The organism is Nitrobacter sp. 62-13, assembly GCF_001896955.1.
Taxonomy (GTDB): Bacteria; Pseudomonadota; Alphaproteobacteria; order Rhizobiales; family Xanthobacteraceae; genus Nitrobacter.
Genome location: NZ_MKRN01000095.1, coordinates 3754 through 23817 on the forward strand (window position 1 = coordinate 3754; position 20064 = coordinate 23817).

At 62.7% G+C, this 20064-nt stretch carries 23 protein-coding genes, 2 tRNA genes and 1 pseudogene; 13 read left to right on the plus strand and 13 right to left on the minus strand.

What is annotated here, in order from left to right:
• From BGN91_RS08445 to tgt, 6 genes and pseudogenes are all read left to right on the plus strand, one after another.
• Nucleotides 1–189, plus strand: a pseudogene (locus BGN91_RS08445) (phosphopantetheine adenylyltransferase); the annotation flags it as partial.
• Between the two features lie 33 nt (nt 190–222).
• Complete coding sequence (locus tag BGN91_RS08450; protein ID WP_292612228.1) at nt 223–783, plus strand: peptidylprolyl isomerase; 561 nt, start codon at nt 223–225, stop codon at nt 781–783.
• 174 nt (nt 784–957) lie between these two features.
• Nucleotides 958–1230 (plus strand): hypothetical protein, encoded by a 273-nt coding sequence (locus tag BGN91_RS08455; RefSeq protein WP_366408393.1) that lies wholly within the window; start codon nt 958–960, stop codon nt 1228–1230.
• Entirely contained in the window at nt 1206–1670 is a 465-nt protein-coding gene (locus tag BGN91_RS08460) for a peptidylprolyl isomerase (RefSeq protein WP_292612230.1), read from the plus strand. Before BGN91_RS08455 ends, BGN91_RS08460 begins: the two co-directional genes overlap by 25 nt.
• A 113-nt stretch (nt 1671–1783) precedes the next feature.
• A complete protein-coding gene (gene queA / locus BGN91_RS08465) occupies nt 1784–2866 on the plus strand; it encodes a tRNA preQ1(34) S-adenosylmethionine ribosyltransferase-isomerase QueA (RefSeq protein WP_292612232.1) in 1083 nt (360 codons plus the stop codon).
• The gene (gene tgt / locus BGN91_RS08470; protein WP_292612234.1) at nt 2863–3996 is read left to right on the plus strand and encodes a tRNA guanosine(34) transglycosylase Tgt; all 1134 of its coding nucleotides are present in this window, start codon (nt 2863–2865) and stop codon (nt 3994–3996) included. The genes queA and tgt overlap by 4 nt, the downstream gene beginning before the upstream one ends.
• Here tgt and BGN91_RS08475 read toward each other — a convergent pair whose 3' ends face one another.
• The gene (locus BGN91_RS08475) at nt 3997–4236 is read right to left on the minus strand and encodes a hypothetical protein (RefSeq protein ID WP_292612236.1); all 240 of its coding nucleotides are present in this window, start codon (nt 4234–4236) and stop codon (nt 3997–3999) included.
• A 221-nt stretch (nt 4237–4457) separates the two neighbouring features.
• Here BGN91_RS08475 and cysK point away from each other — a divergent pair, with 221 nt between their 5' ends.
• Nucleotides 4458–5435, plus strand: a complete 978-nt coding sequence (cysK, locus tag BGN91_RS08480; protein WP_292612238.1) for a cysteine synthase A — start codon at nt 4458–4460, stop codon at nt 5433–5435.
• A gap of 64 nt (nt 5436–5499) precedes the next feature.
• Here the strand turns inward: cysK and BGN91_RS08485 are convergent, their stop codons facing one another.
• The 7 genes from BGN91_RS08485 to BGN91_RS08515 form a co-directional block, all read right to left on the minus strand.
• The gene (locus BGN91_RS08485; RefSeq protein ID WP_292612240.1) at nt 5500–5997 is read right to left on the minus strand and encodes a hypothetical protein; all 498 of its coding nucleotides are present in this window, start codon (nt 5995–5997) and stop codon (nt 5500–5502) included.
• Between the two features lie 16 nt (nt 5998–6013).
• Entirely contained in the window at nt 6014–6364 is a 351-nt protein-coding gene (locus BGN91_RS08490; RefSeq protein ID WP_292612241.1) for a hypothetical protein, read from the minus strand.
• Nucleotides 6365–6525: 161 nt separating this feature from the next.
• The gene (locus BGN91_RS08495) at nt 6526–6768 is read right to left on the minus strand and encodes a hypothetical protein (protein WP_292612243.1); all 243 of its coding nucleotides are present in this window, start codon (nt 6766–6768) and stop codon (nt 6526–6528) included.
• Nucleotides 6769–7156: 388 nt separating this feature from the next.
• The gene (locus BGN91_RS08500; protein WP_292612245.1) at nt 7157–7426 is read right to left on the minus strand and encodes a hypothetical protein; all 270 of its coding nucleotides are present in this window, start codon (nt 7424–7426) and stop codon (nt 7157–7159) included.
• 162 nt (nt 7427–7588) lie between these two features.
• Nucleotides 7589–7664 (minus strand) — tRNA-Lys (locus BGN91_RS08505).
• A gap of 148 nt (nt 7665–7812) precedes the next feature.
• Nucleotides 7813–10482: a glycosyltransferase gene (locus BGN91_RS08510; RefSeq protein WP_292612247.1), complete on the minus strand. Its 2670-nt coding sequence runs from the start codon at nt 10480–10482 to the stop codon at nt 7813–7815.
• A gap of 191 nt (nt 10483–10673) precedes the next feature.
• Nucleotides 10674–11243 (minus strand): beta-1-3, beta-1-6-glucan biosynthesis protein, encoded by a 570-nt coding sequence (locus BGN91_RS08515; RefSeq protein WP_292612248.1) that lies wholly within the window; start codon nt 11241–11243, stop codon nt 10674–10676.
• Nucleotides 11244–11500: 257 nt separating this feature from the next.
• Between BGN91_RS08515 and BGN91_RS08520 the strand changes: the two genes are divergently transcribed.
• The gene (locus tag BGN91_RS08520; RefSeq protein WP_292612250.1) at nt 11501–13126 is read left to right on the plus strand and encodes a beta-(1-6) glucans synthase; all 1626 of its coding nucleotides are present in this window, start codon (nt 11501–11503) and stop codon (nt 13124–13126) included.
• On the opposite strand, the gene BGN91_RS08525 is transcribed toward BGN91_RS08520, so the two are convergent.
• Nucleotides 13086–13466, minus strand: a complete 381-nt coding sequence (locus BGN91_RS08525) for a hypothetical protein (RefSeq protein ID WP_292612252.1) — start codon at nt 13464–13466, stop codon at nt 13086–13088. The genes BGN91_RS08520 and BGN91_RS08525 overlap by 41 nt on opposite strands.
• A gap of 201 nt (nt 13467–13667) precedes the next feature.
• Nucleotides 13668–15014: a hypothetical protein gene (locus tag BGN91_RS08530; RefSeq protein ID WP_292612254.1), complete on the minus strand. Its 1347-nt coding sequence runs from the start codon at nt 15012–15014 to the stop codon at nt 13668–13670.
• 171 nt (nt 15015–15185) lie between these two features.
• On the opposite strand from BGN91_RS08530, the gene glmU reads away from it, so the two are divergent.
• Nucleotides 15186–16544, plus strand: a complete 1359-nt coding sequence (gene glmU / locus BGN91_RS08535) for a bifunctional UDP-N-acetylglucosamine diphosphorylase/glucosamine-1-phosphate N-acetyltransferase GlmU (RefSeq protein ID WP_292612256.1) — start codon at nt 15186–15188, stop codon at nt 16542–16544.
• Nucleotides 16545–16610: 66 nt separating this feature from the next.
• Here glmU and BGN91_RS08540 read toward each other — a convergent pair whose 3' ends face one another.
• Entirely contained in the window at nt 16611–16850 is a 240-nt protein-coding gene (locus tag BGN91_RS08540; RefSeq protein ID WP_292612258.1) for a hypothetical protein, read from the minus strand.
• A gap of 258 nt (nt 16851–17108) precedes the next feature.
• Between BGN91_RS08540 and BGN91_RS08545 the strand changes: the two genes are divergently transcribed.
• Nucleotides 17109–17468 (plus strand): hypothetical protein, encoded by a 360-nt coding sequence (locus tag BGN91_RS08545; protein WP_292612260.1) that lies wholly within the window; start codon nt 17109–17111, stop codon nt 17466–17468.
• Here BGN91_RS08545 and BGN91_RS17670 read toward each other — a convergent pair.
• A complete protein-coding gene (locus tag BGN91_RS17670; RefSeq protein ID WP_366408396.1) occupies nt 17393–17857 on the minus strand; it encodes a BolA family protein in 465 nt (154 codons plus the stop codon). The genes BGN91_RS08545 and BGN91_RS17670 overlap by 76 nt on opposite strands.
• A 334-nt stretch (nt 17858–18191) precedes the next feature.
• On the opposite strand from BGN91_RS17670, the gene BGN91_RS08550 reads away from it, so the two are divergent.
• Nucleotides 18192–18485, plus strand: coding sequence for a BrnA antitoxin family protein (locus tag BGN91_RS08550; protein ID WP_292612262.1), 294 nt, complete (start codon nt 18192–18194; stop codon nt 18483–18485).
• Nucleotides 18486–18567: 82 nt separating this feature from the next.
• On the plus strand, nt 18568–18729 hold the full coding sequence (locus BGN91_RS08555; RefSeq protein ID WP_292612264.1) for a hypothetical protein: 162 nt from the start codon (nt 18568–18570) through the stop codon (nt 18727–18729).
• Nucleotides 18730–18869: 140 nt separating this feature from the next.
• Here the strand turns inward: BGN91_RS08555 and BGN91_RS08560 are convergent.
• Nucleotides 18870–18944 (minus strand) — tRNA-Asn (locus tag BGN91_RS08560).
• Nucleotides 18945–19201: 257 nt separating this feature from the next.
• Between BGN91_RS08560 and BGN91_RS08565 the strand changes: the two genes are divergently transcribed.
• On the plus strand, nt 19202–19864 hold the full coding sequence (locus BGN91_RS08565; protein ID WP_292612265.1) for a protein-L-isoaspartate O-methyltransferase: 663 nt from the start codon (nt 19202–19204) through the stop codon (nt 19862–19864).
• Nucleotides 19865–20064: the final 200 nt, after the last annotated feature.

The window sequence follows — 20064 nt, forward strand, 5'->3', positions numbered from 1 at the left end:
GAAATGCAGATCGCCGGCATGAACGAAACCATGGCGGCCGGCGTGCATACGGTATTCGTCCCGGCTTCGCCCGGCGTCCGCCCGATCAGCGCCACACTGGTGCGTCAGATCGCGGCCATGGGCGGCGACGTGTCGGCTTTCGTCCCGCAATCGGTCGCATCGAGTCTGAAGACCAAATTCGTCGGCTGAATGAACCAGCCCTTCCTCTGATCCGGAGTTGTCATGATTAGAATCCTTGGCCTCGTTGCCGCGCTGATGTTCGCGATCCCCGCTTTCGCCCAACCGCTGCCCGCCAACCTCGACAAGCAGAACACGATCGTAATCGACAGCACCAAGGGCCGGATCGTCATCAAGCTGCGGACCGACATCGCGCCGCAACATGCCGAGCGCATCAAGCAACTCGCCCGTGACGGCTTCTATAACAACGTTCCCTTCCATCGCGTCATGGACGGCTTCATGGCGCAGACCGGCGACGGCAAGAATTTCAACGGCACCGGCGGATCGAAGTATCCCGATCTGAAGGCGGAATTCTCGAACGTGCCGTTCAAGCGCGGCGTCGTCGGCATGGCGCGCGCGGGAAGTCCGAACTCGGCGAACTCGCAGTTCTTCATCTGCTTCGCCGATGCATCTTTCCTCAACGGCAAATACACCGTGGTCGGCGATGTGGTTTCCGGCATGGACGTGGTGGACAAGCTGAAGAAGGCGCCCGCCAACTCGGCTAGCGGTACCGTCACCGATCCTGACAAGATGCTGAAGGTTCAGGTCGCCTCCGATATCAAGTGAACGCATAACGTGCGGCGGCGCTCGATCCCGCTTGCGATCCTGCTTATCCTCGTCGGAAGTTCCGGATTGGGACCAGCACTCGCGCAGCATGATGGAGTTCCCGACCTGGCCGCCTTGTCCGCGCGGTTGAAGCAATGCTGGAAGCCGCCAGCCCTGCCGCGCGGAAATCCCGGAATGGAGATCACCGTGCAGTTCACCTTCAAGCGCGACGGCAATCTTCTGGGACATCCCCGGATCACCTACGAGACGCGCGACGCGACGGACGACGAACGCATCATCTACCGGACGGCCGTGATGGAAGCATTGCAGCGTTGTGTTCCGATGCCATTTACCCCGGGCATGGGGGGCGCCATCGCGGGCCGGCCGCTGACCATCCGATTTGACGATCGACGAACCCATCCCAAACCGAAAGAGAAGAGAGCATGGCTGACAACGACAACACTTTGATCCTCGAAACCACGCAGGGACCCGTCACGATCGAGATGCGTCCCGATCTCGCGCCCAATCACGTTGCGCGGATCAAGGAGCTGGTTCGTGAAGGCTTCTACGACGGCATCGTCTTCCATCGCGTCATCGACGGTTTCATGGCGCAAACCGGATGCCCGCAAGGAACCGGAATGGGCGGCTCCGGCCAGAAGCTGAAAGCCGAATTCAACCGGGAACCCCACGTGCGCGGCACGGCATCCATGGCGCGGGCGCAAAGCCCCGATTCAGGCGACAGTCAGTTCTTCATCTGCTTCGATGACGCCACGTTCCTTGACGGGCAATACACCGTCTGGGGCAAGGTGACCGAGGGCATGGAGAACGTCGACAAGATCAAGCGCGGCGAGCCCGTGCAAAATCCCGACAAGATCGTCAAGGCCAGGATTGCGGCGGACGCGGCCTGATCGTCTGTTCCAACCCTTCCAGACCGAGATGCAATGGCCGGACGTGTTCCGGCCATTGACGTTTCGGGGCGGCGGGTTCAGTGACGGACGGTCTTCGTCAACGCGATAATTCCATGCGAACCGATCTCTTCGATTTCGAACTGCCGCCCGAGAGCATCGCGCTTCGTCCGGCGAGCCCGCGCGATTCCGCGCGGCTGCTCGTGGTGCAGCCGGGAGAGGGTTTGCACGACCAACAGGTGAGCGATCTGCCGAACTGGCTGCGGCCCGGCGACCAGCTCGTGGTGAACGATACAAGGGTGATTGCCGCGCAGTTGCACGGCCGCCGCATCGGCCGCGAAGCCGAACCGAAAATCGATGCGACGCTGATCAAGCGCCTCGACGGCTCACGGTGGAACGCGCTGGTGAAGCCGGCCAAGAAACTCGAGGCCGGGGACGTGGTCCGCTTCGGCAACGAGGGACGAGTGTGTTTCCTCGGGCATCTTGATGCGGAGGTCGAAAGCAAGGGCGGGGAGGGCGAAGTCACGCTCGCTTTCTCATTCCACGGGCCGACGCTGGATCAGGCCATCGCCGATCTCGGTTCGCCGCCGTTGCCGCCGTACATTGCCTCAAGACGTGCGCCGGACGATCGCGATGTTGCGGACTATCAGACCATGTTCGCGGCTCACGAGGGCGCGGTCGCCGCGCCCACCGCAGGGTTGCATTTCACGCCGGCGATGGAGGCTGCGCTGCGCGAACGCGGCGTCGGCGTCAACCGTGTCACCCTGCATGTCGGCGCCGGCACGTTTCTCCCGGTGAAAGCCGACGACACCGCAGGGCATCGCATGCATTCGGAGTGGGGCACGATCTCCACGGAGATCGCCGAGGCGCTGAACGCCGCACGGGCGACCGGCGGCCGGATCGTCGCGGTCGGAACGACATCGCTGCGGCTTTTGGAGAGTGCTGCGGGAGACAATGGCCGGATCTCTCCGTTCACCGGCGAGACCGCGATCTTCATCACGCCGGGTTATCGTTTTCGCGCCGTCGACATTCTGATGACGAACTTTCATCTGCCGCGCTCGACGCTGTTCATGCTGGTGTCGGCCTTCAGCGGGCTGGACACCATGAAACAGGCCTATGCTCATGCGATCGCGGGCGGCTATCGCTTCTATTCCTATGGCGACGCCTGCCTGCTGTTTCCGGGCAAGTCCGCCGCATGAGCCTCGCCAATCATTTCAAACTGCTCGGCCGGGACGGCGAGGCTCGGACCGGACTTCTCACCACGCCCCACGGCGCGGTGCGAACGCCGGCGTTCATGCCGGTCGGGACGCAGGGCGCCATGAAGGGCCTGCAATGGCGCGAGGTGCGCGACGCAGGGACCGACATCGTGCTCGGCAATACCTATCACCTGATGCTGCGGCCGGGCGCCGAGCGGATCGACGAACTCGGCGGCCTGCAAAAATTCACCACCTGGGACGGACCCATGCTGACGGATTCCGGCGGCTTCCAGGTGATGTCGCTGGCGCAGTTGAGGAAGGTGAAAGAGCAGGGCGTGACCTTTCGATCCCACATCGACGGCACGGCGATCGAACTGACGCCGGAGCGCGCAATCGAAGTCCAGCGGCTGCTCGGCTCCGATATCGCAATGCAGCTCGACGAATGCGTTCGTCTGCCGGCCGAGCGCGACGACATCGAGCGCGCCATGCGGCTCTCGCTGCGCTGGGCCGAACGCAGCAAGCGCGCGTTCGAGGGGGCGGCCGAGGGGCACATGCTGTTCGGGATCGTTCAGGGCGGCGATAATCCGGAGTTGCGCCGCGCGAGCGCGCGAGAACTGACCGGGATCGGTTTCCATGGCTACGCCATCGGCGGTCTTGCGGTCGGCGAACCGCAAACCGTCATGCTCGCGATGATCGAGGAGACGATCCCGTCGATGCCCGCGGACCGGCCGCGCTATCTGATGGGTGTCGGCACGCCTGACGATCTGGTGGAAGCCGTCGTGCGCGGCATCGACATGTTCGATTGCGTCATGCCGACGCGAAACGGACGTCACGGCATGGCGTTTACCCGCTTCGGCCAGATCAACCTTCGCAATGCGCGCCATGCCGACGATCCGCGTCCGCTCGACGAGGAGAGTTCATGGCCGCCATCGCGGACCTATTCGCGGGCCTACCTGCACCATCTGGTGCGATCGGGCGAAACGCTTGGAGCGATGCTGCTGTCCGGGATCAATATCGCGTATTACCAAAGCCTGATGCAGGCCATGCGCGCCGCGATCGCCGAAGGGACCTTTCAGCAACTCCGCGAACGGACGCGAGCAGACTGGGCGCGCGGCGATATTGCCGCGCGCTGATCACGGGTGGCTGCGGACGATATCCTGTTTGCAGGCCATGCGCTGGACGACATGCTTGGTCACGAAGCCGTAACCGCAGGTGTCGCAGGTCCACAGATGGCCGATGACATCGTCCGACATGTATGCGGATGCTTCCGCCGCGATCATCGTATCAGCACAAACCGGGCAGGTCGGACGATCGGTTCCGCGCCGCGCGGAGTGCGTCAGGGCGGTCGACGGGATTTCAGCAATTGCTGGCATCGTGACCTCCTCTTTGCTCTTTGATTTCAGCCCGTGCACTTCATACTCTCATCGTTTGACGATGTCGCAACACAAATACGTTTCTTTTACGATTCTAGTTCGGCGAGCGTCGCTTTTGCAGTGCAACGGATTGTTGCCGCGAGCAGCGCTTGCCCTCGGGCGCCGGCTGACATTATGGAAAGGGTGCGCGTTGTTTCAACCCGTTACTCAAGGATGCTGACATGGACACGAAGTCGAGTACCGATACGTCGCACCGTGCTGGCCGTGGCCGCGTATTCGACAGCATCGTCGATGCGGTCGGCGACACCCCGATCGTCCGGCTGCGCAGGTTGCCGCAGCAGCGAGGCGTGAACGCGACGATTTTAGCCAAGCTTGAATATTTCAACCCGGCCGCGAGCGTGAAGGATCGCATCGGCGCCGCGATGATCATCGCGATGGAAAAGGCCGGCAAGATCCACGCCGATACCGTTCTGATCGAACCGACGTCGGGCAATACCGGCATCGCGCTGGCCTTCGTCGCAGCCTCGCGCGGCTATCGCCTGAAGCTGGTGATGCCGGAATCGGTTTCGACCGAGCGTTGCAAGATGCTGGCGTATCTCGGTGCGGAAATCGTTCTGACGCCGGCGGCGGAGGGCATGAAGGGATCGATCGCCATGGCCGAGGAACTGGTGCGCACCACGCCGCACGCCGTGATGCCGCAACAGTTCAAGAACCTCGCCAATCCCGATGTTCACCGGCGCACCACGGCGGAGGAGATCTGGAACGATACCGGCGGAAACGTCGATTATATCGTCGCCGGCGTCGGCACCGGCGGGACCATCACCGGCATCGGCCAGGCTCTGAAACCGCGCAAGCCGTCACTGCGCGTCGTTGCGGTGGAGCCGGAAGAGAGCGCGGTTTTATCGGGCGGCCGGCATTCGCCGCACAAAATTCAAGGGATCGGCGCGGGTTTCGTCCCGGAGATTCTGGATCGTTCCGTCATCGATGAAATCGTCAAGATCGACAGCGCCACGGCGCTGGAAACCGCCCGCGCGCTGGCGCGCAACGAAGGTATCCCCGGCGGCATTTCGTCCGGTGCGGCGATTGCGGCTGCGCTCGCCATCGGCAGCCGGCCGGAGAGCGCGGGCCGGACCATCCTCGCCATCGTCCCGTCGTTCTCGGAACGCTATCTCTCGACCGCCTTGTTCGAGGGAATTTGATCGCCGGCGAACACGCGAACCGGATTCCGCTTCGCTCGAAACGCCATAGGGAAGGGCAGGAGGATCAGGAGCGCGACAGCGAGATATCGGCGCCCCTGAACTGTCCGCCGGAGCGGATGACGACGTCCTGGCGGTTGCCGTTCGTGGTCAATTTGAGCTTGGCCGTAAAGGCGGGGGCGCTGACGTCGACGTTAAACTGGCCGCGGTCGGCGCGTCCTTCCAGCGTTCCGCCGACATTGCGGCTGGTCTCTCGCCAGTCGCCGGACAGAACTCCGCCGCGCGCAAGCACATTGCTTTTGAGTTCGAATTTGTAGCTGTCGCTGGCGCACAGCAGCGTCTGGTTGAGGCCCTGGGCGTCGCCACTCACGGCGTAGGTGGCCTTGCATCGGATTTTTTCGGTCGACCCATCCTCGAGCTGTATGGTGCCGCGTCCGGTCCAGACACCGCCAAGGCCCTCGAACGGACCGGGGCCTGCGCAGGTCGCGGACACCGACAGCAGCATGGCGAAACCGGCGGCGGACGTCGCCCATAACCCTCGTGACATCGCCGTTCCAAATCCCATTGCCGCCAATCCGTTTTTACTGACGCGAAGCTTCCCAGCGGCCGCTGCACGGCATCCCGGCGGATGCGCTGTTCCACTTGCCGGATCCCGCGTTGCCGCTGAGCTGTCCGTTGGCGTAGGCGCCGCGGATCGACACCTTCACGTAGCCCTGGTTTCCGACACTGCCGGTGACGTCGGCGTCGGCGGCCGAAACCTTGCCGTGGCTGACGGTAAGGGGATATTGCGTCACCGGATCGCAGCTACCCGTTTTTGTGACGATCTTGACGTTCCAAAGCCCATCATAATTCGTTCCGGCAAGGGCCGGAACCGCGAAGCCCACAGTCAGGGCGCACGAAAACAAAACAGCTTGAACGCAAGCAACGCGCATAGACCAAATCCTCAATTTCCTGATTCCCGCGTTATTCCGGCAGATTGTGTTCAAAATGAGCGGCAAGGCAAAACCCACGGCAAGCCCCCTGCCGGAGGGTTAATCTGCACGCATCTAGATTTTGATGATGATTTTAGCAAATCAACAATGAAGTCAGTCTGTTACGATGGCGTCGGGTCGTCGTCGCCGTCGGTATGGCTGTTGGGGCCGCGACTGAAAACGCCGTAGTTGCTGGACCTGCTGCCGTCGCCGGGCGTGATTCCTGCCGACGCCAAACCGAGCTTGAGAAGCTCTCTGACTGCAGCCGCCCGGGTCGGCATGCGATTGGCAAAACGAAAGTTATCGATAATCGCAAGCTCCTCGGGGGAGAGCATGATTTGCAATCGTTCTTCGCGTCCGTTCATGTCGAAATCGCCAATTACTCAAAATGAGTAAGGACTCAACGTTACGCCACGGCTTCAAGTTCCACCATGACCGCAAGAGGCTCAAGATGAGTAAAAATATATAAATATTCCAACAACTTAGCAGTTGTAAGGCAGCCTGAACCACGTTATGCTGATGGCTTATGGAGGCAGCCAATGGATAAAATCAAGCTTCCGAAAACGCCGCCGAAACTTCCCAAACGGCCAGCCGAGGAATCGGAGGCCGAGAAGTGGGCCAACAGCCCCGGCCTTCGACCTCCGAAGTAGCGACTTCTGGATATAGGGCGGCAGGACTGCCGGGAGTCTTCCATGTCAGGAGTCTTCCATCTGATGGAAGAGGGCGAGCATGTGCGCCACCGGCGGGCGCGGCCTATTTGTAAACGGGAATCTCTCCCTTGCTCGCCTTTTCCATGTCCGCGACCGCTTCGCGCCAATACGCCACGACGGCATTCCAATCCGCATCACTGCGAAGGTGCGGAAAATCCTTCTCGTCATAGGCCACGTATTTATCGACGATGGAGCGAACCTTGTCCCGGCTGATGGAGGTTCCGCCACCGTTCGAGTAGGCGTGCAAGTCATGGATCGCAGCGAGGATGTCGTCGGTGAGCAGGGCGGCCGCAAAAACCATTTCGAAGTCCATGTCCAAGATCTCCATCGGCGGAGCGATCCGCCTGAATAGGTTTCGTGTCGCCGAGTTGATCTCATCAGGTCGCGATCCATCAAGGGATCGCACCCGTGACAGCGACGGCAAAGCGCATTGAACAGGGTCGCCCCGACCGAGCTCGTTTTTCAATTGGTTGATTGGTGAGCGCGGAGGGACTCGAACCCTCGACCCCATGATTAAAAGTCACGTGCTCTACCACCTGAGCTACGCGCTCCCATGCCGCGCTGTGTAGGGGTACCCTCCGCCCGGGTCAATAGTCGCCGGGGACGGCGCGCGATACTGCACAATGCAAACAAACTCCCCGAAATCCATGCCTTACGGGCAGGATTTCCAGCAATCTGCAAACGTACGATGCTGGCTGGTCAGGTTGTCTCGCGCTGAATCTCCGGGACGACCGGAGGCGACCCGCTGGTGGGCATCGGCGCCGGCCGCAGTCCGATCAGTTCGGCGCTGCGGATGCGGGCATTGCGCCAGAACGAGAACTGATTGATGCGCGAGGTCTCGAGGATGGCGATTCCCACGGCCGACAGGAACGGCAGGCTCTCCAGCACCAGCACGCCGGCGAAAATGTAGATCTCGTGGACCCCCTTGTACTGATTGGATGCGATCAGCACGACCGCTCCGGCCAGCAGGAGGACCCCGATCACCGCTTCCCAGAACGCCTGAAACTCGATCGACATTCGCGACAGGCCGCCCTTCGAGGTGCGCGCGAAGGCAAGGTGCTCCGTGATCAGTCCCTGCGCGACCGCCCGGGACACCGTCCACTGAACCGACATGGCGGCCACCATGGCGCCCAGCATCTGCGCGGTTTTGACCGGCACGCGCAGGCGGTAAAGCGCCACGAAATGGATCAGCGACACCACGAACGCCGCAATGATCGGCAGGGTCAGGATCTTGTCGGGGATGGCGATGTCGGCGAAGGCCACGATCGGCACCCAGATCAGGTTGAGGATCGCAACGACGACGCCCAGGCTCTCGGCGCCGAGCCAGTTGAGCCAGCCCAGCGTGAATTCGCGCTTCTGGTCCTGCGAGAGCCGGCTCGCGCCAGGCAGAAAGCGGCGCCAGTGCTTCTTGACGATCTGGAAGCCGCCATAGGCCCAGCGATGGCGCTGTTTCTTGAAGGCCTCGTAGGTATCGGGCAGCAGGCCGTGACCGTAGCGGGTGTTGGTGTAGTGGGTTGTCCAGCCATGCTCGATCATCGCGAGGCCGAGGTCGGTATCCTCGCAGATGGTGTCGCCGGCCCAGCCTCCCGCCATATCCATCGCGGTGCGGCGGATCAGGCACATCGTGCCGTGGACGATGATGGCGTTGGCTTCGTTGCGCTGGACCATGCCGATATCGAAGAAGCCGGCGTATTCGCCGTTCATGACATAGTGCATCAGCGAGCGGTCGCCGTCGCGGTGATCCTGCGGGGCCTGAACGAGACCGACGCGCGGATCGTTGAAGGCGGGCACCAGGTCTTTGAGCCAGTCCGGCTGCACCACATAGTCGGCATCGATGACGCCGATGATCTCCGCGTCGGCGGCCGTGCGCTCCATCGCGATGCGCAGCGCGCCGGCCTTGAAGCCCTCGACCTTCTCGGCGTTGATGAACTTGAAACGCTCGCCGAGCGCGCGGCAGTGATCCTGGATCGGCTGCCAGAAGGCCGGATCCGGGGTGTTGTTGATGATCACCACGCACTCGAAGTTCGGGTAGTCGAGGCGCGAGACCGCATCGAGCGTCTGCTTGAGCATCTCTGGCGGCTCGAAATACGCCGGGATGTGGATCGAGACTTTGGGCAACGGAGCGCCGGCCGCGGCCGACTGCACGGCTGCCACTTCTCTCGTGATCAGCCGCCGCGGGCCCCGTCCGAACGCCACGGCCGCGATCTCCTCGATGCGCGCCATCGCGATCAAGATCAGCGGCACCAGCAGGATCAGGCCGAGCGTCAATGCGAAGGCCGAACCGAAAACGAAGTAATGGGTGGTCCAGTAGGCGAAGACCGTCGCGACCCAGGCGCCGACGCCGTTGGCGGTTGCCGAAAGCAGCGTGGCCTGCATCACCGTGGGGCGGACCAGCCGCAGGATGGGCAGGGACAGCAGGATGCCGATCAGAAGCGCGATGCCGGCGAGCTTCCAGTAGGCTTCGTTGACGACGGGACCGGTCCAGGAAAATTTGGGTTCGCGATCGGCGTTGAGAACGCCCCAGTAGGGACCGACGCCGCCCTCGAAGAACTTCCACGGCTGGTCGATGGCTTCGACGATGTTGTATTCCATGCCGATCGACTCGGCCTTGGTGACGAAGTTGCGAAGCGTGACGGCTTGCTGGAACGGACCCGGATCGGCGTTGCGGAGATTGTACCCCGCGCTCGGCCAGCCGAATTCAGCGATCACGATCCGTTTGCCGGGAAAGGCGTCGCGCAGCTTTTGATAGATGATCAGAGCCTGATCGACGGCCTGCTTGCTCGAAAAGCCCTCCCAATAGGGCAGGATGTGCGCGGCGATGAAATCCACTGACGATGCGAGCTCGGGGTGCTCCAGCCAGATGTTCCAGATTTCACCTGTCGTCACAGGTACATTCACGGAACCTTTCACGCGCTGAATGAGCTTGATGAGATCGGCGACTTTTTGATCGCCGCGGTAGATGGTTTCGTTGCCGACGACGATTCCGTTGACGTTGCTGTTGTGTTTGGCGAGGTCGATGGCGGCCAGCATCTCGCGCTCGTTGCGCTCGACATGCTTGTCGATCCACGCGCCGACCATGACCTTGAGGCCGAATTCATTGGCGATCGGAGGCACCAGTTCGACGCCGCCGGTCGACGAATACAGGCGGATCGCGCGGGTCATGGGCGCCAGCGCCTTCATGTCGGACCGGATCTTCTCGACGGTGGGGATATTGTCGATATCCGGATGCGCCGTTCCCTCGAAGGGCGCGTAGGAGACGCTGGTCAGGACACCCTTGAAGTCGGGGGCCTGCTGCTTGTCCTGAAGAATACCCCAGAGAGCAGCGTGTGCAGCGGTCACAAACAGAAGAACGGCGACGACAGCGCGCATCGCGACTAAACCATAAGGGGCGAGCATAACAGGACCGCGGACCCGTCCCCTAGGCCCGACACATCGGCAGAGATAATTCTGCCATGCGATTTAACAACTCGTATGACGCCGTGGCGTTTTAAGGGCGGCCGACACGTCAACCGCGAAAATCGGATATCGTTCCTTAGTAGCCCTACCCGCAATGCAAGCAGCTATTTTTTCGGCGCGGCGGGAGCGGGCGCGGGCTGTGCCGGCGGCGGAGCCGCGGGGGCCGGCGCAGCGCCTGCGGCCGGTGGGGACGCCGCATCGGCGGCGGCCGGCTGCGCGTCCGGATTGATCCAACAGGTATGAACGCGGCCGCTCAGCGCATCGGGCGCCTTGGGATCGATCGGCCCGAACCGGACCAGGCAGCGGAATGCCGCATGCACGTGGCCGCCGGGGCAGCCGAAGCGGTCGTAGAGGTGGAGGTGACGGAAGGCCGTGTCCAGGTCGTCACGCCACATCTGAACGACCACGCGACGGCCGAGCCAGACGCATTCCGGATTCCCCGCCGGGCCGTTGATGACGCGCGCGGCTTCGGCGAATTCGTCGGTTTTGCGCTGGCTGTCCTTGGCGGCGTCGGCGGCATTGGTCGAGTTGGCCGCGGGCGGCTTGTTCTGATCCTGTGCGCGGAGATCGCCGCTCTGCGCGATCGCGCCGCCGATGCTGAACAGCAAGGCGAAGCCGGGAACGGCAAGGCCGCGCAAGAACGCGTTGTGGAATCCGAACAGCACTCGACGCATGAAGTCCCCCGACTCTTGCTGCCGCGACCGCATGGCGGCAACCGCCACCTCTATCAAGGTGTCAGATGCCGCTCAAATTGGTCCCCAATACGGCGGAGGCATCCCGGTTTCCATGGCGGAAATTCCGCATTTTGTCCAGCAAGCCGGCTGGTTTAATCCGATCGTGGTAAAGCCGTGGCGTGATTTAGGTTGTGGTGGTCGCCGCCGCTCTTGGCATAAGCGTCTCGACCCGCTAATCGACGACACTCTCGCGGAGGATGGAGCCGATTTCCTTTCGTACGCCACTGGCGCTTCTCGTCGTTTCGCTGGGCCTGATCGCGGCGGCGTGGTGGTGGCTCGGCGAGCCGATTCGGCTTGCGCGCGCGCCGATCGATCCGGCGGCGAAACTGGAATGCGTGTCCTACGCGCCGTTCCGGGGCGAACAGACTCCGCTGGTCGCGACCACCGAAATTCCGCCCGAGCAGATCGCCGAGGATCTTGCCCAACTGGCCAAGATCTCGAAATGCGTCAGGACTTACTCGATCGAGAACGGCCTCGATCGGGTGCCCGCTCTGGCGGCGAAGGTCGGCCTCAAGGTCATTCAGGGTATCTGGCTCGGCAACAACCGCCTGAAGAACCTCGCCCAGATCAACGTCGCGGTCGGGCTGGCGAAGCAAAATCCCGATACCATCATCGCCCTCGTTGTCGGCAACGAGGTTCTGCTGCGCGGGGAGATGACCGCCGCCGATCTCGCCGCCAACATACGGCTGGTGAAGTCGCAGGTGACGGTGCCGGTAACCTATGCGGACGTCTGGGAATACTGGCTGCGCAACCGCGAGGTCTATGACGCGGTCGATTTCGTCACCATCCATATCCTGCCGTACTGGGAGGACTTTCCGATCCGCGCGCGCAACGCGGCCGCGCATGTCGACGCCATCCGCAAGCAGGTCGCCGTGGCGTTTCCCGCCAAGGAAATCCTGATCGGCGAGACCGGATGGCCGAGCGCGGGCCGGATGCGGGAGGGAGCGTTGCCATCGCGCGCCAACCAGGCGCGCGTGGTGTCCGAAATTCTCGACATGGCAAGGCGCGAGAAATTTCGCGTCAACCTGATCGAGGCCTACGATCAGCCCTGGAAGCGCCAGCTCGAGGGCACGGTCGGCGGCAACTGGGGCTTGATCGACGCGATCGGGCGGAAGCTGAAATATCCACCCGGCGAGCCTGTCAGCAATTTTCCGCTCTGGAAAATCCAGATGGGCGCGGGGATGGGATTGTGCGTCCTCATCTTCATCGTCGCCATGCTGACGTTGCGGCGGAAGCCCTGGAAACCGCGGCGGATGTCCTGGATCGCGGTCGCGGTGTCGGCGACGGCGGCCGGAATCCTGCTCGGAGTGGCCGTGGATAAGCTGTGTTACGAAAGCTACGGCTTCGGCAACTCGCTGCGCTGGGGACTGCTGCTGGCGGCCGGAATCCTCTCGCCGCTGCTGGGCGCGAATGCGCTGATGTCCGGACGCGCGCTGCCGGCATTCGTCGAACTGATGGGGCCGCGCCCCGGCCGCACCGGCTCGGTGCTGTCGGTGATGTTGGGAATCACATGGCTCGTGACCACCTTGATCGCAGCCGAAACGGCGCTCGGCTTCGTCTTCGATCCGCGCTACCGCGATTTTCCTTTCGCCGCGCTGACGATGGCGGTGGCGCCGTGCTGGGCGCTGGCCTGGCTCAATCGTCCGCTTACCGGCAACCGCCCGATTGCAGAGTCGGTTTTCGCCGGCCTGCTGGTGATTGCGGCCATTTATGTCGGCTTCAACGAAGGTCCGAAAAACTGGCAGTCGCTCTGGACCTGCGTGGTCTACGCCATGCTCGGCATCACGCTGTGGCGGGCGCGGGCCGCGCAAATCCAAGGATAAGCAGGCCGATCGCGAGACCGGAAAGACCGACATTGTAGAGAACGATTCCGAATCCGGCGGCGGCGAGCCCCGCGGTCAACAGCACGATCGACGGTCGAATTACGTGTAGCACTGCGATGACCAGCGCGGCGATGCCGAAGACGTGGTTGCGAAACAGATAGGTCGCGACGCTGCGGCTTCCGCACAACATGGTTTGCAGGCCGCCGTCGCATGCCAGCGACACCGTGGACAGTTCGATCGCGAGATAGCGTAGATAGAGTGCGTAACCGACGCTGAGAAATCCGACGATCAACAGCCATTGCACCTGGTAGGGCGTCAGTCGGAACGGATCTTTTTTCATAAGGCCAATATGATCCGGATCGATCGGTCCGACAACCCGGGAGCACTTCGTTTCCATTGAATCAGGAACGAAGCTCCATGGTTTTGTTTTGACGGGTTTTCTTCAAGCGAACCTGTGTCGTCCTCCGGTCAAGCCCCGAGGACATGCTTCGCTCGAAACCACTGTCCCCGGCACCATCGGCCGCTTCAGTGTTCGGCCGCTTCAGTGTGAAAACGAGCCGAACGCCGGCTGCGGCGCTGGAGCCGGCGCTGGTGGTGCTGGCGATGGTTGCGCCACCGGTTCTTCGGCGCGCACGGGTCGTCCGCTATGCCGATGGCGTGATGACGTCCATTTCGGCTTTTTTGCCGCGGCGACGGCGGGTCCGCTTTCTTTGGTCTTTTCGTTCGTGGCGAGGCGCTGACCCTCGAACACGGTCGTTTCGCAGGCGCGTCGGTTCTCGGTCAGAACGGCGCAAATCCTTGCCGCGGCCGCCGCGTCGGAGAGCGGTCCGGCGACGAGGCGCAACTGCATGCCGATTCCGTTGCTGTGTTCCTTCACCACGATGATCGGGTGCAGCGAAGCCAGTTCCTTTGACTCCGATTTCAGAACGCTTCGCCACAGCGCCCGCAAACCCTTGATCGAGTTGGCGCTGCCGAGATCGACGCCGAAATCGGTGTGCGGCACGGGAACGTGGATCGGAGACGTTGACGCCTCGGGCCCCTGGATCACGGGCGGAATGGAAGCGACGACGATTTGCGAATCCTTGCTCCCGGCATCGTTGCGCGTGTGAGGTTCCCTGTCTTCGTTCGGCTTCGTCGTTGCAGGCGTAACGGACGACGTTTCATCCGATCCGGACTTCGCTGCTGCGAACTCATCCCCGGCGACGGTCGCAGGTCGTGGTGCGGCCTGCACCGCCTTCGGCGCGGGTGAGGGTTTTGCAGAAGATGGCTTTGCCGCCGTTTCGGCCGCTATGCCAATCGAAGCCGGCGCAGGCAGATGCACGTTTCCGGAAGACTCGCCGTCCGCCGATTGGCTGTCTGACGCGACGGACGTCCTCGGCGGGTCGAGCCGCGTCGTCCGCAATGCAAAATCGGGCGGCGGGAGGAGCGGCGGCTCCACCGGCAACGAGTCCGGGGCGGCTTCTCGCGAAGAGACCTGCTGCGTTTCATCCCGCGTCGCGCTTTGCCTGATGGAGCCGGTGACGGAATCGAGTCCCTGCTCGAGCATGGTGACGCGGGCGAACAGCCGGTCGCGATCGCCGTTCAATGTGTCGATGGCGGAGGATATGCGGCTGATCTCACGTTCGCTCGCCTTTGCTATCGATTGAAGCTGCTGCGATTGCCGTGCCAGATCGGCTGCGGCGGCAGGGCCCTGCCGGAAGGCGACGCCGGCTTCTTTTCGAAGTCCGTTTCCGGTCTGGTTCGCCAGGATCGCAAGTGTGATGGCGGCGATCGCGCCGAGCCCCCAGGACCCGAGACGCCACAGGGTACGGCGGTCGAACGTCCCCTCATCGGCCAGAAATCCGCTCAGCCCGCCGCTGCTTTCATCGGCAAGCTCCGTCGTCGACATTTTTTTTTGATTCTTCGCCATAATTGATGACGCCGGATCCCCGCTCACCGAATCAGGGCCAAATGCTAACAGGAAAATCCGCCCGATCTCAGGGAAGCGGACGGTTTCCCCTTCGAGTAAAAACGCTTATGACGGCGGCGGCGCATGATGCGCCGGAGAATGAGGGCTTGAATGACCGGTCGGAGCTGCCTGACCATCGTGCTGGCCGCGGGCGAGGGGACGCGGATGCGCTCCGCGTTGCCGAAAGTGCTGCATCCGGTGGCGGGGCAGACGCTGCTGGCGCATGTGCTGGCCGCCGCGCCGGCGGGTCCGGGAACGTCGCTGGCGGTTGTCGTGGGTCCGGGCCACGAGGCGGTCGCGGACGAAGCGAAGCGCGTGCGGCCCGATGTCATGACGTTCGTTCAGCGCGAACGCCTTGGGACCGCGCATGCCGTGCTTGCGGCGCGCGAGGCTATCAGCGCTGGCGCCGACGATCTGGTGATCGCGTTCGGCGACACGCCGCTGATCTCGGCCGACACATTCGCGCGGATGCGCAAGCCGTTACGGGACGGCGCGTCGCTCGCCGTCCTCGGCTTTCATGCTGCCGATCCCACTGGCTACGGCCGGCTGATCGTGGACGATGGCCGGCTGATCGCGATCCGCGAGCAGGCGGAGGCCAGCGCCGAGGAGCGCCGCATCACGCTCTGCAACGCCGGCGTCATGGCGTTCGACGGCAAGGCGGCGCTGCGGATCATTGAAAAAATCGGCAACGCCAACAGCAAGGGCGAATACTATCTCACCGACGCCGTCGGCATTACCAGGGAGACCGGCCTGACGGCGACGGTGATCGAAACCGGCGAGGACGAGGTGCGCGGCATCAATACCAAGGCGCAACTGGCCGAGGCCGAACAGGTCATGCAGGCGCGGCTGCGCAAGGCGGCGCTCGACGCCGGCGTGACCATGATCGCGCCCGAGACGGTTTTCCTGGCTCCAGACACTTCGTTCGGCAAGGATGTTACCATCGAGCCGTACGTCGTCATCGGGCCGGGCGTGACCATTGCCGACGGCGCCGTGATCCACTCGTTCTCCCATCTCGTGCAGGCCTCGATCGGCAGGAACGCGTCGGTCGGTCCCTACGCGCGGCTGCGGCCGGGAACGTCGCTGGGCGAGGGCGCGCGGATCGGAAACTTCGTCGAGGCCAAGGCCGCCGTTCTCGAGGCCGGCGTCAAGGTCAATCACCTGACCTATGTCGGGGATGCGCATATCGGCGCGAACGCCAATATCGGGGCGGGCACCATCACCTGCAACTACGACGGCTTCAACAAGTATCGCACCGAGATCGGCGCGGGCGCTTTCATCGGCTCCAATTCGTCGCTGGTCGCGCCGTTGAAGATCGGCAACGGCGCCTATGTGGGATCGGGGTCGGTGGTTACGAAAAACGTGCCGGACGATGCCCTCGCAGTCGGACGCGGCCTGCAGACCGTGCGCGAGAATTGGGCAAAGCGATTCCGCGAGATGAAGGCGCTCGCCAGGAAACCGAAGACCGGTTGACATGAAGACCGGTTGACATCAGGTCGATTGAAACCGCCAGGACCGCGCCGGCCGGTATCGGCGGCCTTATCCCTCTTCCTCGAATTCGGAGAACATCGCCCGCGTCAGACGCCAGCCGCGCGGCTTCGCCCGCTGCGGCTTCTCGTCGGGTTTATGCCGGACGATTTTCGGTTTCGCGACGGTGCTGCGGAACGGCGGCGGCCAGTGTGCGAGGCGCGATGGTCCTTGTCCGAGCGAGGACTTTCGCATCGCGGAAAACTGGTTGAGGCCGACGCGTTTGGGATCGCGCGTGCTGTTCACGTCCATGACCCTCCTGTTATGGAGCCTTGGGCAAAAACGTTGCGTGTTGGTTAAAGCGGAGGGGCAAAGTCGAATGGTCGATGGCGCGCGGTCCGTCGATCCGAATCCGGGATCACGATATTTCTTCCGGCCAGACGGATCGATAAGATCGGCGCCAGGAATGACGGCCCCGATGCCTCGGAGATAGTCACGAACGAGACGACTGAGCGTCCCGTCTACGTGGCTGGCCGCGTAGCCGCTGCACACCGCGCGCAAGCTGACGCCTTGGAAATCGAGGCTCAGGCCAAGCGCCGCCTCGCCGACGAATACGACGCGGCGCAGGAGAGGGGTGAGATTGCTTCACGCACTGATGGTGACAGGTCTTCCAAAGCGGAAGACCTGAAACCGACGGCTACCGAGGTCCTTGGAGAGGGGGCTCATAAACTGCTCCATGAAGCCCGCCTGATCCGCGACGCGGAGGTGGCTGATCCGGGTATAACAATCCGTCGCGCACTCGATGAAAAGCTGGTGGCCGGTGAAGAACCAACCAAGGCCGCGTCAAATCAGGTTCAAGACGCAGCAGGCGTTCGAGTTTTCAAACTGTCGACGGCGTGCACCGGGGGCCTGTCACCCCGCATCAAGTGAGCGATTGCGCCGTACACCAACCGCTGTCTCTCGAGCGTGCTCATGCCGGCGAATACGGGCGACGTCACGTCGATATTGAAATGTCCCCCGCCGCCGTCGACTCTGGCCTGTGAATTGTCAATCTGCTGCTCGATAGCCTCGCGCAGCGCATCGATGACGGAACCCTGAAAGTCGGTTGGATGGGATGACATAATGGTCCTTTTTCGCTTTCCCGACGCATTTATCTCGCGGATGTCCGTAGTCCCCAGCAAACCGCCCGTCAACGTCCATACTCCGGCGCCTCGCGACCGCGACGAAGCCCGGCCTTCGACACCGCCAAGCGTGCCGCAACCCTTTCCCATCGAGGGCTGGATTTTGCGGACGCGGCGCAGGTGTGCGAGGGCGATCATGCGACGTGGATCGACGACCGCTTTGACTATGGCTAGAGCCTTTTCGATTTTGGTGGAATCGACCTGGACGATACTTCACCTCTCCCCATCGGGGAGAGGTCGGCGCGAAGCGCCGGGTGAGGGGGTTTGACCAGTCGATAGGTTGTAACCCCTCACCCCACCCCTCTCCCAATGGGAGAGGGAGCACGCGTCGTTTCGTGGCAGGTGTTTCCACCAAAATCGAAAAGGCTCTAGACGCGCCAGATCACGGCGGGATGGCTCGACGGCCGCATGGTCGTGTTCGTCTGGACCGCCCGTGGTTCCAATTGCCACGTCATCTCGATGAGGTATTGCCATGCCAAGGAAGAACGCAAAATCCGCCGCCGCTTCGGTCTCTAAGGGCCGGGCATGGCGCGATCCCGACGACGCGCCGGAGATCACCGACGCCATGCTGGACCGCGCCACCATCGTGAAGGGCGGCAAGGTGATTCAGCGGGGCCGCCCGTCGCTCGGCGACAACGCCAAGCAGCCTGTCACCGTGCGGCTCGACGCCGATGTCGTCGCGTCATACCGATCACTTGGACGCGGCTGGCAGACGCAGATGAACGCCGACCTTCGGCGCGCGCGTAAGCTGAAGAAGGCGGGATAGCATCGTTACGGTTTCTAATTGGGCGCGACGTTTTGCAGCCTTCTGGAATCGAGAGGACGATATTCACTCGATCGTCGAGTACGTGGCGCTGCTGGTTGCCATCACCAAAAGGTCGCCGATGGAGATGGACGAGGACGAGCAGTCGGGCCTGCATCGGCTCGTCCTTGAGGTGCTGGACCATGCCCTGTCTCTCCGGGAGGCTTTCCGGACTGCTTTCTCGCCCGAGCCGGAGCAAACCGCCTGATCGTCATCACCGAGACAATGGCCGGCGGCTGCAGTTGGTCACGCCTGGTTTTTTTCTCAAGGGGCCCCGGGGAGAGGCCCCAATACGAATGAGCGCCTTACTCGGTGTCTCGAAAATTCAGCTATATGTTCGATTTTGAATGGCTCCCCGGGCTGGATTCGAACCAGCGACCATTCGATTAACAGTCGAATGCTCTACCGCTGAGCTACCAGGGAACATGCGAAGCATCATCGCAGGCAGGGAGCCTATAACAAAGCCACCGACGCTTGCAAAGTGGGAAATGGGCAATCCGGGGTACCTCTGCAAGGAAGAACAGCGGGGCGGATTCCGCCCTCCGCGCGGTCTGCAACCGACGAAAAACGCTGCGACAAAATGCAACGGCCGGCGATGTCCTTTCCACCAAATGCTTGCATCGACGATAGGGGTGCCCTAGTCCTCTTGGAACTTTTTTGCAGGGGTCAAGGGATCGCCGATGTCTGACTTTTCGACCGCTCGCGGGAAAATGGTTGATGGTCAGGTACGCCCCAGCGACGTCACCGATCACAGGATCATCGACGCGATGCTGGCGTTGCCGCGCGAGGTCTTCGTTCCGGAGGATCGCCGTGCGCTGGCTTACCTGGATCTCGATCTGGACGTCAGCGAGAAGGGCGCGCCGAAGCGGTTTCTGATCAAGCCCATGGTGCTGGCAAAGATGGTCCAGGCCGCCGACATCAAGAGCACCGACAACGTCCTCGTGGTCGGCTGCGCAACCGGCTACACCGCTGCGCTGGTTGCGAAGCTCGCGGGCCGGGTGACCGCGACCGAAGGCGACAAGGCCCTGGCGGCGAAGGCGGCCGGCATTCTCGCAACGCTCGGTCTCGGACAGGTGAGCGTCGTGAACGCCGCGGCGTCCGAAGGCGCGCCCGCCAGCGCGCCCTATGACGCAATCATTCTGGAGGGAGCGACCGAGGTGGTGCCGGAGTTGCTCTATCGCCAGCTTGGCGACCAGGGGCGCCTGGTCGGGGTATTCGCCATGAGCACGCCACGGGCGATGCTCGTTACGCATTCGCACGCCGATTTCGGCGACCGGCCTCTCTTCGATGCGTCGGCACCGATTCTGCCCGGTCTCGAACGGCCCGCGGCCTTTGTTTTCTAGCGGGATGGTTCGGGACGAGCGTGGCGGTTCGACAATCCGCTGCGTTGTTCCGCCGTTTTCATGGCCGACTAAAGTCATAAGGTTACCAGGCTCCTTTTACGCCTGCGGCGGCCTAAATCCTTGTTTTCGCCCACCCCCGGGCCTACCTTCCGTATAACTTCGGCCGGGAGTCCGGCCGCCTGTTTTGGAGGATTGCAGGA

What these genes read in the sequence shown, in the direction of transcription:
- BGN91_RS08450 (WP_292612228.1), top strand. Translation starts at nt 223, where the DNA reads ATGATTAGAATCCTTGGCCTCGTTGCCGCGCTGATGTTCGCGATCCCC.
- BGN91_RS08455 (WP_366408393.1), top strand. Translation starts at nt 958, where the DNA reads ATGGAGATCACCGTGCAGTTCACCTTCAAGCGCGACGGCAATCTTCTG.
- BGN91_RS08460 (WP_292612230.1), top strand. Translation starts at nt 1,206, where the DNA reads ATGGCTGACAACGACAACACTTTGATCCTCGAAACCACGCAGGGACCC.
- queA (WP_292612232.1), top strand. Translation starts at nt 1,784, where the DNA reads ATGCGAACCGATCTCTTCGATTTCGAACTGCCGCCCGAGAGCATCGCG.
- tgt (WP_292612234.1), top strand. Translation starts at nt 2,863, where the DNA reads ATGAGCCTCGCCAATCATTTCAAACTGCTCGGCCGGGACGGCGAGGCT.
- BGN91_RS08475 (WP_292612236.1), bottom strand. Translation starts at nt 4,236, where the DNA reads ATGCCAGCAATTGCTGAAATCCCGTCGACCGCCCTGACGCACTCCGCG.
- cysK (WP_292612238.1), top strand. Translation starts at nt 4,458, where the DNA reads ATGGACACGAAGTCGAGTACCGATACGTCGCACCGTGCTGGCCGTGGC.
- BGN91_RS08485 (WP_292612240.1), bottom strand. Translation starts at nt 5,997, where the DNA reads ATGGGATTTGGAACGGCGATGTCACGAGGGTTATGGGCGACGTCCGCC.
- BGN91_RS08490 (WP_292612241.1), bottom strand. Translation starts at nt 6,364, where the DNA reads ATGCGCGTTGCTTGCGTTCAAGCTGTTTTGTTTTCGTGCGCCCTGACT.
- BGN91_RS08495 (WP_292612243.1), bottom strand. Translation starts at nt 6,768, where the DNA reads ATGAACGGACGCGAAGAACGATTGCAAATCATGCTCTCCCCCGAGGAG.
- BGN91_RS08500 (WP_292612245.1), bottom strand. Translation starts at nt 7,426, where the DNA reads ATGGACTTCGAAATGGTTTTTGCGGCCGCCCTGCTCACCGACGACATC.
- BGN91_RS08510 (WP_292612247.1), bottom strand. Translation starts at nt 10,482, where the DNA reads ATGCGCGCTGTCGTCGCCGTTCTTCTGTTTGTGACCGCTGCACACGCT.
- BGN91_RS08515 (WP_292612248.1), bottom strand. Translation starts at nt 11,243, where the DNA reads ATGCGTCGAGTGCTGTTCGGATTCCACAACGCGTTCTTGCGCGGCCTT.
- BGN91_RS08520 (WP_292612250.1), top strand. Translation starts at nt 11,501, where the DNA reads ATGGAGCCGATTTCCTTTCGTACGCCACTGGCGCTTCTCGTCGTTTCG.
- BGN91_RS08525 (WP_292612252.1), bottom strand. Translation starts at nt 13,466, where the DNA reads ATGAAAAAAGATCCGTTCCGACTGACGCCCTACCAGGTGCAATGGCTG.
- BGN91_RS08530 (WP_292612254.1), bottom strand. Translation starts at nt 15,014, where the DNA reads ATGTCGACGACGGAGCTTGCCGATGAAAGCAGCGGCGGGCTGAGCGGA.
- glmU (WP_292612256.1), top strand. Translation starts at nt 15,186, where the DNA reads ATGACCGGTCGGAGCTGCCTGACCATCGTGCTGGCCGCGGGCGAGGGG.
- BGN91_RS08540 (WP_292612258.1), bottom strand. Translation starts at nt 16,850, where the DNA reads ATGGACGTGAACAGCACGCGCGATCCCAAACGCGTCGGCCTCAACCAG.
- BGN91_RS17670 (WP_366408396.1), bottom strand. Translation starts at nt 17,857, where the DNA reads ATGATCGCCCTCGCACACCTGCGCCGCGTCCGCAAAATCCAGCCCTCG.
- BGN91_RS08550 (WP_292612262.1), top strand. Translation starts at nt 18,192, where the DNA reads ATGCCAAGGAAGAACGCAAAATCCGCCGCCGCTTCGGTCTCTAAGGGC.
- BGN91_RS08565 (WP_292612265.1), top strand. Translation starts at nt 19,202, where the DNA reads ATGTCTGACTTTTCGACCGCTCGCGGGAAAATGGTTGATGGTCAGGTA.